General features: G+C 46.9%; 9 protein-coding genes. All 9 read left to right on the top strand.

Annotated elements, in window-relative coordinates:
• Positions 1-14 precede the first annotated feature (14 nt).
• The gene (locus tag AAIH57_RS07415; protein WP_430021125.1) at positions 15-1,037 is read left to right on the top strand and encodes an endo-1,4-beta-xylanase; all 1,023 of its coding nucleotides are present in this window, start codon (positions 15-17) and stop codon (positions 1,035-1,037) included.
• Between the two features lie 84 nt (positions 1,038-1,121).
• Entirely contained in the window at positions 1,122-2,108 is a 987-nt protein-coding gene (locus AAIH57_RS07410; protein ID WP_430021124.1) for a glycoside hydrolase family 43 protein, read from the top strand.
• An 889-nt stretch (positions 2,109-2,997) separates the two neighbouring features.
• Complete coding sequence (locus AAIH57_RS07405; protein WP_430021123.1) at positions 2,998-3,765, top strand: alpha/beta hydrolase; 768 nt, start codon at positions 2,998-3,000, stop codon at positions 3,763-3,765.
• Between the two features lie 89 nt (positions 3,766-3,854).
• The gene (locus AAIH57_RS07400) at positions 3,855-4,490 is read left to right on the top strand and encodes a glycoside hydrolase family 11 protein (RefSeq protein WP_175398879.1); all 636 of its coding nucleotides are present in this window, start codon (positions 3,855-3,857) and stop codon (positions 4,488-4,490) included.
• A gap of 125 nt (positions 4,491-4,615) precedes the next feature.
• Entirely contained in the window at positions 4,616-5,455 is an 840-nt protein-coding gene (locus AAIH57_RS07395) for a formylglycine-generating enzyme family protein (protein ID WP_430021122.1), read from the top strand.
• A gap of 184 nt (positions 5,456-5,639) precedes the next feature.
• Entirely contained in the window at positions 5,640-6,170 is a 531-nt protein-coding gene (locus tag AAIH57_RS07390; protein WP_175398877.1) for a hypothetical protein, read from the top strand.
• A gap of 239 nt (positions 6,171-6,409) precedes the next feature.
• Entirely contained in the window at positions 6,410-12,508 is a 6,099-nt protein-coding gene (locus tag AAIH57_RS07385; protein ID WP_430021121.1) for an S-layer homology domain-containing protein, read from the top strand.
• Between the two features lie 238 nt (positions 12,509-12,746).
• Positions 12,747-13,061, top strand: coding sequence for an ArsR/SmtB family transcription factor (locus tag AAIH57_RS07380; protein ID WP_430021120.1), 315 nt, complete (start codon positions 12,747-12,749; stop codon positions 13,059-13,061).
• Positions 13,058-15,559, top strand: coding sequence for an FAD-dependent oxidoreductase (locus tag AAIH57_RS07375; RefSeq protein WP_430021119.1), 2,502 nt, complete (start codon positions 13,058-13,060; stop codon positions 15,557-15,559). Before AAIH57_RS07380 ends, AAIH57_RS07375 begins: the two co-directional genes overlap by 4 nt.
• Positions 15,560-15,566: the final 7 nt, after the last annotated feature.

Below are 15,566 nucleotides of genomic sequence, written 5' to 3'. Positions count from 1 at the left end.
AGAGGAGGGAAATCATGACTAAGTTGCGAGCAGAGACTCCATTGAAGACATTGTACAAGGATGCTTTTCACATCGGAGCAGCAGTGAATACGAGAACGATCGAAAGTCAGAAATCACTGCTTGCGTATCACTTTAACAGTATAACAGCTGAGAATGAAATGAAATTCTCCAGCGTGCATCCACAGGAGGAGTTGTACACGTTTGAAGACGCAGACGTCATTGCTGCATTTGCCAGAGAGCAAGGCATGGCCCTTCGTGGCCACACATTAGTCTGGCATAACCAGACCCCGGATTGGCTGTTTGAGGATGATAAAGGCGGTCTTGCGGAGCGTGACGTATTGTTGGCGCGGCTTCAATCACACATTCAGACCGTGGTTGGCCGATATAAGGACGTTATCTATTGCTGGGATGTCGTGAATGAAGTTATATCCGATGATGCGAACGATGAGAGCGCATTTCTGCGGCCTTCCAAATGGCTGGATATTGCCGGAGAGGACTTCATCGCGAAAGCATTCGAATTCGCCCATGAAGCAGATCCGCAGGCGCTCTTGTTCTACAACGACTACAACGAGTCCAATCCGCATAAGCGGGAGCGCATCTATCGGCTCGTTCGTTCGCTGCTGGATCAAGGCGTACCGATTCATGGCGTCGGTTTGCAGGCGCACTGGAATTTATTCGATCCTTCTCTGGACCAAATGCGTGCCGCGATTGAGAGGTATGCGCAGCTTGGCGTACAGCTTCAGCTGACCGAACTGGATGTGTCGATGTTCCGCTTCGAGGACAGACGTACGGATCTGGTTCAGCCCACGCAAGACATGCTGGAGTTGCAAGCCGAACGATATGAATCCATATTCCGCCTGCTTCACGAATACAGTGAACACATTAGTGCTGTGACATTCTGGGGGGCTGCTGATGATTATACCTGGCTGGATCATTTCCCTGTTCGGGGACGGAAAAACTGGCCATTCTTGTTCGATGAGGCACAGCGTCCCAAGGAAGCCTATCAGCGTGTTGCCCAAATAGCTGCGCCCAAGTAAACATGGACTAATGAAGCATGATAAATCAGTTTTACATCGGTAGAGATGGGCTCAATAGTATATTTTATGGAAGGAGTCATTGGGATGTCCAAATTATCTAACATGCATCAACCTCTAGTCACTCATATTTTCACTGCCGATCCGTCAGCGCATGTATTCGAGGATCGCCTCTATATTTACCCTTCCCATGATCTGGATCACGATGGTCCGGTGAATGACAATGGAGATCAATACAAAATGGAAGATTACCATGTTCTATCCATGGCTGGCCCGGATTCAGCCGTGACGGATCATGGCGAGGCGCTGCATGTGAAGGATGTTCCATGGGCGTCCCGTCAGATGTGGGCGCCGGATGCCGCATTTAAAAACGGCACATATTACTTGTTTTTTCCTGCGAGAGACCATGAAGGCATTTTTCGCATCGGCGTGGCTACATCACCATCACCGGCAGGTCCGTTCAAGCCGGAGGAGCATTATATTGATGGTAGCTTCAGCATTGATCCTGCCGTCTTCATTGACGAGGATGAACAGTCCTATATGCTCTTCGGCGGGCTGTGGGGCGGACAATTGGAGAAGTGGCAGACAGGTAGTTATGTAGAACATGCAGAAGGCCCTGCTTCGGATGCACCTGCGCTCGGTCCAAGAATTGCAAAGCTGAGCGAGGATATGCTCTCAATGGCTTCGGAGGCGATGGAAATTCTTATCGTCGATCAGGAAGGAAAGCCACTGACTGCAGGTAACGAGGATTGCAGATATTTCGAAGGGCCATGGATGCACAAGTATAATGGAAAATATTATCTGTCCTACTCGACAGGAACGACGCACAAGCTGGTGTATGCCATCGGAGACAGCCCAATTGGACCATTTACGTTCCAGGGAACCATCCTGCCGCCTGTTTCGGGTTGGACAACGCATCACTCCATTGTTCAATTTCAAGAGAAATGGTACTTGTTCTATCATGATTGTTCTCTTTCTGGAGGCATCGACTACAAACGCTGCGTAAAATTGGCCGAGCTGACGTACAATTCGGACGGTACTATTCGTATGATTGATCCCTATCCGGAGAAGTAACAGAACTAAAGGCACTGCATGAATGGCGGAAATACCTATAATCGTGGCCTTTAAGATGCCCTTGATTGGTCGTTTGTTTCAAGGGCACAGGCACGGTTTTGAAGTTCAGACTGTAAGAAGCAAGCTGTACTATTTTACCCTCTTTTTATGTAAGCGCTTTATTATGTATGGATCCTTATTTCCCTTAAACGAGCGGATTTTGCCAACCATGCATCCTGATTTACATAAAAACGTCTTTGCTAAAGCGGTTCGACCTTATGGATGGCATCAGACAAAAAAATGGTTTATGCGGGCGTCCCTCATGGACTGTGTGCCAAAAGATGTTCTATAATCGTGCAAGCACGACAATATAATTGTCTACACAGATCGGTCAGGGCAGCTCGGTAAGCAAGTCCTATACTTTATCAGGTTGCTGTTAAAATATGTAAGCGCTACACTTTGAGAGAAGGAGTACATTTGTTACTGATATATCTGAAGTTTTGACTCCTTCAACATGCTTTTCTTGGATTGTAAAATCCTGCGGAAAGGATGGTGATGCTGTAACAGTTGGAAATTGGACGTGATGACCGGGATCTGCACCGAAGACACCGTTTATTCGGATATCTTCATTGTCAAAGTTGCAATAACAACACTGGAGAAAGACCCGGGGGAGGGGTTACGAAAGCCTAATGTTGGAAGTGATTGCTTCAAATAACAAGCTATTGATGAACCTCCTTTATAGCGTACTTGCGTACTTGAGAAGCACTGGAATCTTCTGTACCACAGCTACCATCCAAATGACAGGAGGGTATGGGGATAGGCGTTCACAATTCCGGGTTTCTGCTACGTCGATGAACTAAGACTCATCCAGTTCAAAGGGATAATGCATGCCATGAAGGGAGTATTACACATGATATCTTCAGCACCGGTGGGATTTGACCAATACCGAGATAACATACCACGCGGAGTAATCGAGACGGTAGAATATCACTCCGAAACGGTTGGGAATGTACGTAAAGCAATGGTGTATACACCGCCAGAATTTTCTTCGCAGCTCACGTATCCTGTCCTTTATCTTCTGCACGGGATTGGTGGGGACGAAACAGAGTGGCACAACTATGGCGCTCCGCAGATTATTCTCGATAATCTCTACAACGACAACCTGCTTGAACCGATGATTGTTGTTTTTCCCAACGGCCGCGCCATGCCCAATGATCGCGCCGAGGGAGACCTTTTCGAGCCTGAGAAAATAAGAGCTTTTGAACGTTTTGAGTCCGACCTGATTCATGACCTTATACCTTATATCGAGTCTGTTTATCCCACAAATAAAACCAGGGACAACAGGGCAATTGCAGGCTTGTCCATGGGAGGAGGCCAGTCCCTGAACATCGGATTGGGTAACCTTGACCATTTTGCTTGGGTCGGTGCCTTTTCCGCAGCTCCTAACACCAAAGCCCCGGAATTGCTCCTACCCGATCCGGCAGAAGCTTCCTCACCCCTCTCGCTGCTGTGGCTTTCCTGTGGTGATCTGGATAATCTCATACAGATTAGCATTGGTGTACATCAATACTTGGAGCAGCAAGGATTAACTCACATTTGGTATGAAGAGAGCGGAGGGCATGATTGGCCGGTGTGGAAGAACGATCTATATTTATTTTCGAAACGTCTTTTCAAGTAATCTGATCCATGAAATATCCAGACCCAGGGAAATGAAAATCGGCATATGGTCAGTACTAAATCCATTTAAATATCAGGAGGTATTCTACCATGTTCAAATTCAGCAAAAAATTGTTGACGGTCGTTCTTGCAGCTTCCATGAGTTTCGGAGTATTTGCCGCTACATCAAGTGCGGCGACAGATTATTGGCAGAATTGGACAGATGGCGGAGGAACGGTCAATGCCGTGAATGGCTCTGGCGGAAATTACAGCGTAACCTGGCAGAACACCGGGAATTTTGTTGTCGGGAAAGGGTGGACATACGGTACGCCAAATCGGGTAGTCAACTACAATGCCGGCGTATTTTCTCCTTCCGGTAACGGATACTTGACCTTTTACGGCTGGACCAGAAATGCACTTATTGAGTATTACGTGGTGGACAACTGGGGGACATATCGTCCAACCGGAACATACAAAGGTACGGTAAACAGTGATGGCGGCACATACGACATCTATACAACGATGAGATACAATGCACCTTCGATTGATGGTACGCAAACCTTCCCTCAGTATTGGAGTGTCAGACAAACCAAGCGGCCTATTGGAGTAAACTCTACGATCACGTTTAGTAATCACGTGAATGCGTGGGCAAGTAAAGGGATGTATCTGGGCAACAGCTGGTCCTATCAGGTAATGGCGACAGAAGGATATCAAAGCAGCGGAAGCTCTAATGTGACGGTCTGGTGACTTTCGTTGACTCTTTCAATTGAACCAGGAGGCTATTGTAACGCATACCTTCTAGGACAGACTCAAGCAGGACAGGTCCACAGCCTGTCTTGCTTTCAATTTACGGATCGAAAGGAGACATTTGAATGAAGAAGTGGTTGGTCGTTCTTTTAATCATTGCAGTCGCTGGCCTGAGCGCTTGTTCAACAACCGGCACCGGTGTTGGCGATCATTTTGTTTTTGTGGAGGGTGGGACGTTTAAGAATAACAAGTCCACTTTTAGTGGCAAGAACATAACGATGTCCGACTTTTATATTGGGAAATACGAAGTGACTCAGAAGGAATGGCAGGACATTATGGGCGAGAATCCGTCCGGTTTCAAAGGAGATGATTTGCCGGTTGAAATGGTGAGCTGGTATGATGCGGTGGAATATTGCAACCAACGAAGCATCAAGGAAAACCTGAAACCTTATTATGAGATCGACAAGAATACGACGGATACAAACAATAAGAATGAAAACGACCATTTAAAATGGACTATTACCATTAATGAAGGTGCTGATGGATATCGCTTGCCTACAGAAGCGGAGTGGGAATATGCCGCAAGCGGGGGTGAAAAAAGTCTGAACTATGTCTACAGTGGAAGCAATAATCCTGACGAAGTGGCGTGGTACTGGGTCAATGCTGGGGACAAGCTATTAACCGGAGACTGGAGCTGGCCGGCTATCGAGAATAATCGGAATCAAACGAAAAAAGTGGGGACGCTGAAGGCAAACGAGTTAGGAATCCATGATATGTCTGGAAATGTGAGAGAATGGTGCTGGGACTGGTACAGTCATCCCGAAAGCCCGGAGAATACTTGGCGTGTGGTCAAGGGAGGTGGCTGGATTGGCGGTGTTAACAACAATGAAATTTCCTTTCCGGGAAAATTCGATGCAAATGGGTTTGGACCCGATCAGGGTTTTCGAGTCGTAAGAGGAAAATAATCGGTCCCTTCATTACAGAAGGGCCTTTTTTTATTTTCAATGCTTACGAACCTTTACCTAATCTTGATGAGGCGCAAGTTTCATTTGTCAATCCTTTTTCGGCACGCGGATGTCCTATTCGCACAGTCAAGCAGTCCACCCAGCGCGTAGACTATAGCAGATCAGCGGATTGAGGTGATATTCCATGGCTAAAACCAATGAAATACGTGTAAAGGCAAAGCGGTATAAGGATCGGCCGGTCTGTGTGACTCTTCATAACGGTGAAACATACATCGGTTACATCTCTAGGGTGAGCAGCGGAGGCGTGGTACTTACCAATGGAGGAAAAATGTCACGTCCGGCAACAGGAGCTGGGAGTTCCCATGCTGCTAAACGAAAAGCTGGTTCGAGCGGCAAAGGCAAATCTTCGCCGAGTCGGAAACGGGTGAACAGCATGCGCAAGTCATCTATGCGATCACGTACAGCATCTCGTGCACAAGTATCATCCTTTTTACCCATGATGGGCTCGTTGTTAGGCGGTTTCGGCGGTCTGGGCGGGGCTGCTTCGGCTGGAGGCATGCTTGGTGGTGGTTTGCGTTTGTTCGGCATGATCCAGCGATTTGTGCCTGTCGTGAAAATGGGTTACGGCATGATCAAGTCCATCCAGCCGTTTATGGGTGCGGTACAAGGACTAATGGCTCCGCCTAGCCAGCAGGCAGAAGAGGAAGAGGAATAATCCAGTATCCAGCCCCTCCGGAAGACGGAAGGGGCTTTTGGCTATGAAGCGCAGAAAGTCGTTCTGGATTTCACACGGATATAAAAGTATTTGAATATTTGGATAGTGGACCAGTATAAGGTAGGCTTAACTCTCTATTTACTTTGCGAGTGTACTCTTCTAACAAATACCTTTTATGATAGAGAATGCTTGTTTACTTAGAGCAAACCAAAATGGAATAAAAGGAGATGCGGGTTAAATTGAACAGAAGAAGGATATTTCAGCGAAGTGTTTCCATCGCTGTGCTAAGCAGCATGATTCTGGCAACGGGAATGCCATTTTCCTCCTTGCCTGCAGTACACGCAGAAACGGTGTCATTGACAGACAGCGGGGAACAGACACAATTTCAGCAAGCTGTAAATGTTCAGGTAAACCACACCGCTTCGGATTGGATTACCGAAATGCAAAATTATACGGTTACCGCCACGGTATATGGCACAGATCAGCTGTTGACCGGGCGCATCTCTTTTTCCGTCGATGGCCAAATGTTTGCACCCGTTGAACTCGGGCCAGTAGAACAGCAGCCAGGTACATACGCAGGGGACATTCCCGGAGAGGCACTGGTCGGCAGTGAGTTGAACTATTCCATCGATATTGTGGATTATGAAGGAAAGACCATTCATTCGGCATCATACTCCACGAGGATTCGTCCATCTATGTCCCCCATGCAGCAGAACACAGGACCAGAGCTTCTAATTACCGAGATGGTACCGGATACGACGAATGTGCCAAATGTTAGTTCAGATGCGTACGAGTTCGTTGAGGTCTATAACAATACGGATCATGATATAAATTTCAAAGACTATGTCTTTTTCTACAATAACAAGGATACGTGGAAGACAGGAGAAGGTACGGATATCATCGTTCCTGCTCGGAGCCCGATCGTATTCTGGATTTTGAACGGAAGCAACAACCATCTTACGACCGAGCAATTCAATGAAAACTTTGGGACAACCCTCATTGAAGGGGATCGCTTATTCCGCATTGAGGGTGGAGGAGGCATGGCTAACGGCAGTCTCAGATCACTTGTAATCAAGAACCAAACCAATGAGAGCATCGTTTCCGCTGCCTACGAACCGGCTCACGTTAAGGCGGATATGGGGATATTCTTCAAACATCCGGCTGCCGGAAGTACGCAGATGAGCGTCATGGAGAATTCAGGGGGAATTCCTGCCACGCCAGGCGTGATTGATCTTGCACAAGCGGTTCCGCCAGTTGTGGAGGAGGGATCGCAAACCGAAATTGTGCATGCGGTTCCAAAGGTTCCCTTGGAAATTCAGGATTTTGAGGTGAAGGCTCAGGTTAAAAATCTGGGTACGAATCCGGATGGAACCAAGCCAGCAGTTAAGTTATTATACAAAACTCCTTCCCAACATCGCTACACTGTCACGACCATGACGAATGTAACTAATACGGACGATTATACAGCAACGATTCCGGCTTCCGTGCTTACTGCTCCGGAACTCGAGTACCGAATACAAGCAGGCAACCTGGACATCCCTTATTCGGCTCAGGTACACATGGATGCGTTCGACCCATCCAAAGCACCGACGCTGCTTATTACGGAACTTGTGCCAAATACAACGAATATTACGGGTACATCTACAGACGCCTATGAGTACATCGAGGTTTATAACAATACGGACCAACCGGTTAATTTTAAAAACTATAGCCTGTATTACCGTTATCCAGACAAAGGACCCAGCGCGGACGTGGAATGGGGAGCAGTCCATCCCGATTTTGTCATTCCTGCGCAGCAGTCGGTCGTATTTTGGATTAAAAACAGCGCCAACGCTTCTTATTCCGAAAATGATTTCAATCTATTTTATCAAACCAGTCTGATCCCTAATGTTACGCTGCAATCAATTCCGAGCGATGGGATGGCGAACTCCGGTCGCCGAGCCCTTGTGATCAAAACGAATACCGGCAAGGAAATTTCTTCTGCCTATTATGATGCCGACCAGGCGTACGAGGACGGTACCAAAGGCGATGAAACGAAGGAAGACAGGGCGATCACTTACGCTTACCCTGTAAATGGCAGCACGATGATGATCAAATCCAGTTCTGGTGTGTTAGCTCCCTCGCCAGGCAGCATCTTGCCCGAACAGGTCCCTTCAGAGCCGGTTCATATCGATTTGGATGTGGTTCCGCCAACGGTTCAGGACCTGACGAACATGACCGAGGCAGATCAATCCAAAGGATTGGAGCTGACTCTCGACGCCAGCGATGACCGAGAGGTGACGTCGGTTGAGGTATTCGTTCGTTCAGACAAACAGGCCGAATATACGGCTCATCGTTTGACAGAAGACTACGATGATATGTTGTACCACTATACAATGACATCAGCTGATCTGATCGGACGCAAAACTATCGAGTATTATTTCGTCGCTTCTGATGGCGTTAATGAATCGAGAACCAAGACGACCAGCATATCCGTGACCGGAGGGGTAAGCGATGAACCGCTTCGCCTGAACGTAAATGATCAGGATACTATTAACGGTGTTTATACGATAAAAGGAACCTCGCAAATGGCAGGCACGGACATTGCCCTCAGCATTGACGGAGAAGTTCTGCCGGAAGATGATACCTTTGCCGCACTTGAGCATGATGCATACTTCGTGTTCGAAGCAGTTAATGTCGATTATTACTTTAAGAATGCTGTAACAATGGGACCATCAGAACTGGAGGATAAATCCATTCTTTATACGTTCATGGAACCCATTACGACATACACAACGTTGTCCTATCCGATCGATTCGGAACGTTTGGCTCAGGGCGACAATGTGATCTATATTCGGGCAGGTTCCAAAACTTCGCCGTTTGATGAACGTCCGGAGGAAAACAAAGATGATTTTGAAGTCAAAAACGTCCGATTGCTTTTGGCAGACGGCACTGAAATATGGGACCCGGCCTACGCTGAAAAAGAGAAACAGATCAAAATGGGTGATTCTGCCGGGAAAAGTGAATCGATTGGCTTTCATTTCGACCTAAAGCCTGAACTTTTGAAGGCTAAAGCCTATGCGTGGGACACAACCCACATCCCGGATGGCACTCATGAAGTAGCCGTAACCGATGGGGCAGAGCATGTTACGGCCAAAGTCATGGTGGATAATACGGCCCCCGAAATCACGCCGACGGTCGAAGAGGGGAAGGAATACCGTGGAGATTTCGTCATCGATGCTGAGATCAACGATGCAATAGCCGGCATGGACAAGGTTAGTGTGAAGCTCGACGGCAAGGAGATCGTTCTGCCCCTGAGAACCTCTTCTGGGCAAATGCAGGCCGGAAAGCACACACTGGAGATTCAGGCAACAGATAAATTGGGCAACGTTGCGGAGAGAACTGTGAATTTTGAAATACCCGATGAGAACCCGCTTCCACCGGAGTTAGTATCTCCCAAGCAAAATCAAACGAATGTTGGATCAGATGCCAATCTGACAGTTAAAGTTCAGGACCCAAGCAACGACGATATGGACGTGACATTTTACAGAGGTTACAAATACGATGGAAGCCGAGCCGAAGGCTTTACGGGCTATATGAACACTTCCGTTACCGAGCCGCCTAAAGAAATGACTCCTTCGGGAGAAAAGGCCATGAATGCAGAGGATTACAGGAAGATCGCCGAAATCGACGGAATATATCTCGTTAATGACTCGGTGGAGCAGTTCCCTTACCAGCGCTTTGAAGTAAAGATTGATCCATCCGTGAAAAGCACGGATCGTGTCGAAATCGAATGGCAGGGCAAGTCACTTGAAGACAGGAAAGTAAGCTTGTATGCCTGGAGCATGAGCGAGCAAAAGTGGAATCCGTTGGATCAAGTTATTGCTGGTACAGGAGATTTTGAATTAAAAGCTGTGGTAAAAGCGGGTGATTATGCGAAGGATCACATCATCCAGGTTATGGTGCAGGATGAACTTGTGGAAAAAGCTGAGACCACAGGCAGCAAACCAACTCCGGAGTCACAGGATCCGTACGATTTTTCGTTTGTTTGGATGTCGGATACGCAGTATTACTCCCAGAGCTATCCGCAAATCTATCAAAATATCGTGAACTGGATCGCCGGGCAAAAAGAAAACATGAACATCAAATATGTTATTCATACGGGGGACGTCGTCGATAAAGCGGATCAGGAATACCAATGGATCGAGGCAGACAAAAACATGAAGGTGCTTGAGGATGCTTCAATTCCGTACGGCGTATTGGCAGGAAATCATGATGTTGGACACCAGGACAACGATTATGCCAAATTCCAGCAGTACTTTGGAGAGGACAGATTCAAAAATAATCAGGTATTTGGCGGGTCATACGAGAATAATCGTGGACATTATGATTTGGTTTCAGCGAACGGTAATGACTTCGTCATTGTATACATGGGTTGGGGGCTTGGAGAGAAAGAGATTGAATGGATGAACGAGATCGTCTCCAAGTATCCGGAACGCAAAGCGATACTATGTTTGCACGAATATCTGCTCGTATCCAATAACCGTGCGCCGATTGCAGACCAGATTTTTGAGAAGGTCGTAAAACCGAACAAAAATGTGATTGCTGCCCTTTCCGGACACTATCACGATGCGGAGCTTAAGGTTGATCAGCTGGATGATAACGGAGACGGTATTCCTGACCGCAACGTCTATCAAATGCTGGCTGACTATCAAGGTGCGGCAGAAGGGGGACTCGGCTATATACGGCTTATGCAGTTTGACATGGCAAACAATAAGCTTCATATCAAGACGTATTCCCCTTATCTCGACGATTACAATTACTACGATCCGGAGACGGAACAAGGCAAAGACGAATTTAGTCTGGATCTCGGTCTGGCACCAACAACGAAGCGGGTAGCCACGGATTATATCGGGGTAAAAGTTTACACGGATCAGGAAATAGGCTCTAAGGCTAACATTGCGAGTGGGCAAGAAGCTTCTGTGGAATGGAAGCGGCTTTCAAACAAGAGCTACTACCAGTGGTACGCCAAAGCAGAAGACAAATATAGTGGAAGTGCCCTATCAGATATTTGGGGGTTCCATACAGGGACTTCTTCTCCGGGTGAGCAAACACCTGGTAATGGAGGAGGTTCAGGTAACGGAAGCGGTAATCAGGAAAAAACTCCTACGGATAGCTCCAACGAGTCCAATCCCCCAGCTGCGATTAGCAGCAACGGCCGAATTAAACTTGATGCATCGTCCGATGGAACCTATCGTGCAGATTCCCATGAGATGGAGCAAGCCGTTACTTCAGCAGGTGGCGGGAAAGTAGTCATTTCGCTTGAAGACAAGCAAGAGCCGGACGGGCAGTTTGATGTGTATCTTCCTGCAGAAGCGGTGAAAAAGGCGAAAACAAGCGGACTTTCAATCGTGATTTCAATGTCGGCATTAGAAGTTACGATCCCAGCTGCTTCCATACCGCAGCAATGGGGAGTGGCGGATCAGCTGCTGCTGCGCATGACTACTTTCATGAATGACGATATGAATCAGCTGTTGAGTGACCGTCTAAGTGAGTCACAACATTATTCACGCACGGAGATTGGACAATCGCTGCGCATGTTTATGCTCCAAGGAGAGAACGAGACGGAGGTCACGGTATTCGGTAGTCCGGTCATGCTTGAACGGACGTTGACGGCCGAACAGCAAAAGCAAGTTCAATCGGAATATGCTGGCGTTTATCTGCTCGGGAAAGAAATTGAATATAAGGGCGGTCGCTTCGGAAGCGGAACCGTGACATTTGAGGCGGACCATCCAGGTCTATACGCCATTCTGGAATATCATAAACAGTTCAAAGATATGAAAGACTCTTGGGCAGAGCGTTACGTCAATACATTAGTGGCGAAACATCTCATCCAAGGTATGGATAATGAGAATTACGGTCCTGCCTTGCAGGTAAGTCGTGGGGATTTCATTACCCTGATTATGCGTGCTGCAGGGTTGAGTTCTTCGGAAGAAACAGTGGGTTATGCCGATGTTTCCGCAGACGCGTATTATGCTCCAGCTGTGGCCGAAGCAACCAAACTCGGTATCGTGCAAGGAAGCGGTAATCTGTTCAGGCCTAAAGATTCCATCAGCCGGGAAGAGGCAGCCGTGATTTTGATGAGAGCTTCCGGAGTGTTGTTTGATGATCAACAAGCAGACATAGTGAAATCTTCGTTCTCGGATCAAAGCCAAGTATCTTCTTGGGCAAAAGAAGCTGTCGAGCATGTCAATGGACTGGGATTGATGACAGGCAAAGCTCATCTTCGGTTTGACCCAAAAAGTAAAGTCACACGTGCAGAAATGGCTAAAATCGTGTATATGCTCATAAATAATTAAACAACTTAAATCCTGTTTAGGAAGCAAGTGAGCCATCAAGTAAGGAGTTCTAATTACGCATTAGAACATCATACAACCAACCAATAACCTCCCTGACTGTGGGGGTTATTTGGTTTGGACTAAAACTGCTGAATCTTCCGCAGATTTGCGGGGGGTGCGGAAAGAGATAGTATTCGATATTTGACAACTATATCGTTATATCGTAATATTCTAATATAACGTTCTAGGAGAGATGAATATGGATACTCACGCTTTTGAAAGCAGTGATCTGACGCAATTTGACGAACCTGCAAATCTGCTTAAAGCTCTGTCACATCCAATTCGCCTGTGCATTGTCCGCGGGCTGATGCGAAAAAAGAAATGTAATGTTTCCTATATGCAGGAATGCCTGGATCTACCGCAATCAACCGTGTCTCAACACTTGCAGAAGCTGCGGAGTACGGGGATTGTCGCTACCGAGCGCAACGGCCTTGAAGTAAATTATGTGCTTGCCGACCAACGAATTGCGCAGATTGTTACTATTTTGTTTGGAGAGGAAGATTGTGAGTCATGAGTAAAAAAGTATTGATTGTAGGGGGCGTTGCAGGTGGTGCATCTGCAGCGGCTCGCCTGCGCCGTCTGGATGAACATGCGGAAATAGTCATCTTTGAAAAAGGACCTTATATATCGTTTGCCAATTGCGGTTTACCTTATTATATTGGCGGAACGATCGCTGACCGCGAGCGTCTGCTGGTACAAACCCCTAAGGGGATGGCTGATCGCTTTCGAATTGACGTACGAACGAAGAGCGAGATCATAGCTGTCGATTCGGTCAATCGCACGGTGCAGGTACAAAGCCATGAGCTCGGTCAATATGAAGAAAGTTATGATGAGTTGATTCTGTCACCTGGCGCACGTCCGATCATTCCCGATTTGCCGGGAAAGGATAACGAACGTATTTATACCGTGCGAAATATTCCAGATATTGACCGCATCAAAGAACAAGTTAATTCATATAACAACGAATCTGCAATCGTTATAGGTGGAGGCTTTATCGGTGTTGAAATGGCAGAAAATTTAAGGGAAGCAGGACTTGAAGTGACTTTGGTTGAGGGAAATGATCAACTGCTTACTCCGTTTGATCCTGAACTGGCAGCTGCACTGGCACAGGAAATGGAACAGCATGGCATAAACCTGTTATTTTCCCAGCGTGTTCAGGGCTTTCTTGCTCAAGAACAGGGCATTGGTGTTAAACTTGCGGGTGGTGATGTTTTGTCTGTTGATATGGTTATTCTTGCGATAGGCGTCACTCCGGATACTTCTTTCCTGAAGGATAGCGGTATTTCCCTCGGTACACGAGGTCATATCATTGTCAACGAAGCGCTGGAAAGCAGTGTGCCGCATATTTATGCTGTTGGTGATGCCATCGAAGTAAATGATTATATTCATGGACATAAGACAGCTGTTCCGCTTGCAGGGCCTGCCAACAAACAAGGTCGAATCGTTGCTGATCGGATTGCCGGAATACATTCCACTTACAAAGGAACACAAGGGACATCCATAATTAAAGTGTTTGGAATGACAGGAGCTTCTACCGGCAGTAATGAAAAAACATTAAAGCGTCTTGGTATTGATTATCGGACGGTCATCGTGCATCCTGCTTCTCATGCATCTTATTATCCGGGTTCGAGTGCGATTACGCTTAAACTGCTGTTTACACCGGAAGGTAAAATTCTGGGCGCTCAGGCCGTAGGATATGATGGTGTGGACAAACGGATTGATGACATTGCCGCAGCCATTCATTTTGGTGGTTACGTCAGCGATCTGACGGAGCTTGAGCTGAGTTATGCACCGCCGTATTCCTCTGCGAAAGATCCTGTTAATATGGTTGGCTATGCAGCGGAGAATCTCTTGGCAGGACGTGTGAAAACTTTCACCTATGATCAGCTGTCTGCACGCGAGCCGGAACAATCCATACTGCTGGATGTACGCAGTGACTTGGAACATCGTAATGGGAATATTCCGGGTTCAGTAAGTATTCCGGTGGATGAGCTTCGTGAGCGTTTAAATGAATTGGATTCCACCAAAGAAATTTGGGTATACTGTCAGGTCGGTTTACGTGGGTATACGGCTTCGCAAATTTTGCGTCAGCATGGCTTTAGCGTTAAAAATTTGAGTGGAGGCTATAAAACATACCGTCAAGCTCAATTTAAGCCAGCTCCATTTTCTTCCGAAAACAGTAATCATAATGGTGGCCAGGACCATAGTGAGCAAGTGCCTACAGTAAAAGGAACTTCGTTTGGGGAGACCAATCTGGCATCCGGACAGCCAGTGCATATTGATAAGGAACTGGATGTATGCGGTTTGAGTTGTCCCGGTCCGTTAATACAAGTCAAACAGAAAATGGATGAACTGACGGATGGACAGACGTTGCATATTAAAGCTTCGGATCCGGGTTTTTATGAAGATATGAAAGCGTGGGCAGCAATGTCTGGTTCCCCGCTCCTGCAGTTGGAGCGAGGCAAGGGCGGTATTATTGAGGCGATTGTAGCCAAGAAAACAAAACAGCCTGTATCTCCAGCAATGGAAACTGCTAATGCTGAGCCTGCCAGCACGATGGTGATCTTCAGCGGAGATCTGGATAAAGCAATTGCTTCTCTTATTATTGCAAATGGTGCAGCTGCAAGTGGACGCAAAGTAACGATGTTTTTTACATTCTGGGGATTGAATATTATTCGTAAACATGAGCCGCAGCCAGTATCCAAAACCATTATCGCTCGTATGTTTGATATGATGCTTCCACGTGGTAGCCGCAAGCTTGGCATGTCCAGAATGAACATGTTGGGTATTGGGCCGAAAATTATCCGAGGTCTTATGAAGAATAATAATGTTCCTTCACTGGAAGAACTGATTCAAACCGCAACTTCCCAAGGAGTTGAGATCGTCGCCTGCCAGATGTCCATGGATTTAATGGGAATTCATCGCGAAGAATTAATGGATGATGTTAAGCTTGGAGGTGTGGGTTACTACTTGGGCCAGGCTGCTCATGCAAATCATAACCTGTTTATATAAAACAATT

This window comes from Paenibacillus sp. MABNR03 (assembly GCF_050455445.1).
Classification (GTDB): Bacteria; Bacillota; Bacilli; order Paenibacillales; family Paenibacillaceae; genus Paenibacillus; species Paenibacillus xylanilyticus.
The sequence above is the reverse complement of the archived record's forward strand: the minus strand, read 5'-3'. Positions and strand labels throughout refer to the sequence as shown.